The organism is Moorena sp. SIO3I6, assembly GCF_010672095.1.
Map to the genome: position 1 here is coordinate 1 of NZ_JAAHHU010001082.1, position 1,704 is coordinate 1,704.

Below are 1,704 nucleotides of genomic sequence, written 5' to 3' on the forward strand. Positions count from 1 at the left end.
TGGTGGGTTTCTGGTAAGTTGAGGATAGGTTTAGCTTTGGTAGTACTCACAATCTGGTATTTTTTCTTCATTGTCATTGCTTTAAACTCTAGTTATACAAAGGGACAGATCTGGTACATGCCATTAATTCTTTATGGAAAGTGGGTTAAACACATTACTGTTTCTTGAATGTCCTTACTTTGTAATCACTCCGAAAATCCAAATTTTCTACATTTTAATATAAAGTTTTGTAAATATGAAGAATTTTCGAGAGTCTTTCAGAGCGATCGCATACCCAAGCCCCATCTCTACTCAGCTCACGGTAAAGACACCATCCCTAACTCTCCCCACTGGAACCATCTTCGTTACTTTCGGGAGTGGGTATCTCAGTTGGAGGTTGGTAAGTCAGTAGGGAGCGAACAAACTCCCTAAATAACTCGGTTTTATTTCGATTGGTCATTTTGTAATAGGCATCTTGCCTGTTCCTTAGATTTTCGAGCGGGCATCCTGCCCACTCTACGAATATTTATTTTTTGATTGACGCAACGTTACAATCTTCGGGCGGGCATCCTGCCCACTCTACGAATATTTATTTTTTGATTGACGCAACGCCATTAAACTAATGCTTACCTCTTTCATTCAAAAGCTGTTCGCGTAGTACATAAGCTGATAACTTATAACTGATAGCTGTTCGCGTAGCGCATAAGCCGATAACTAATAGCTAAATGCTTACTTTACTTTGGCTTTATTACCGATTATAACTATTAGCTAAACCTGTTATCATTTTAACTATTTAATTGTAACTAATTATTACAAGTTTCGTAAATTGTCCAGATTTTTTTGATTTTCCACTTGACAACAACCCTAGCCACTATTTATAATATAAACATCCCAAAAAGAGCCGCGCTTTTCGCTTGACCTGCCACAAGCGCGGCTCTTTCCCAAACTACAGTTTAGGTAACTCTATAATATGGCAAAAAAACGATTTGTTCATCATCCCATCAATTATCACGAAGCGATGGAGCGTCTTGAGCAGCTTGGACAACAGAGGGAGCCAAGGGAGGAAAATATCTATCCCTATCCCATCACGGAGCGAGAGCAAATCCTAATCCTACTGTACAGTTACTGCCAATTGGGCATGACACCGCAACGGTTTTACCAGAAGTGGGACCTGACTCGGGAAGATATGGCTTTGATTTGCTCCTGTTCGGTTCAAACCGTTAATGGCTGGTTTTCCACCAGTCGTCGCTGTTACCCTCCCACTGCTGGTCACTTGCGCCATCTGGCGATTATGGATTTTTTGTTGGAAGATTTTGAGACTATTCCGAGGGAATTATTGGATCGATTGTGCTTGAAGGAGGAGAGAATGGTGAATTAAGAATTAAGAATTAATTCTTAATTCAGCAAGGCGCAATTAGTTAGTAAATCACTGCACCTGGTCCTTCAGAAATACCAGTATTGGGTACTTCTTCGTCTCCAACCCATTCAGAACCATTAAACACATTACACCACATCCATCCACTGTCTTCTCGCCCTTGATGTAACAGGTAAATTTGGTCATTATATACGACTGCTGATGGTCCAGCAGTTATCCCAGTTTTATGTATCTTGTGATCTCCAGCCCACTCATTGCCATCGAAGACATTGCACCAGAGCCAACCGTTATCACCTCTGCCCTCGTGAAACACGTATACTTGACCGTTGTAGACTAATGCATCTGGATCA

Annotated in this window: 3 protein-coding genes; 1 reads left to right on the forward strand and 2 read right to left on the reverse strand. The window is 41.0% G+C overall.

The window, feature by feature from the left end:
- Positions 1-316: 316 nt before the first annotated feature.
- Positions 317-439 (reverse strand): hypothetical protein, encoded by a 123-nt coding sequence (locus F6K49_RS46335; protein WP_293071867.1) that lies wholly within the window; start codon positions 437-439, stop codon positions 317-319.
- A 510-nt stretch (positions 440-949) separates the two neighbouring features.
- Here F6K49_RS46335 and F6K49_RS46340 point away from each other — a divergent pair.
- Positions 950-1,357 carry a hypothetical protein gene (locus tag F6K49_RS46340; RefSeq protein ID WP_293109191.1) on the forward strand — a complete coding sequence of 136 codons (408 nt, stop codon included), beginning with the start codon at positions 950-952 and terminating at the stop codon, positions 1,355-1,357.
- A gap of 40 nt (positions 1,358-1,397) precedes the next feature.
- Here F6K49_RS46340 and F6K49_RS46345 read toward each other — a convergent pair.
- The coding region (locus F6K49_RS46345; RefSeq protein WP_293109193.1) for a hypothetical protein at positions 1,398-1,704 on the reverse strand (307 nt) is incomplete at its 5' end.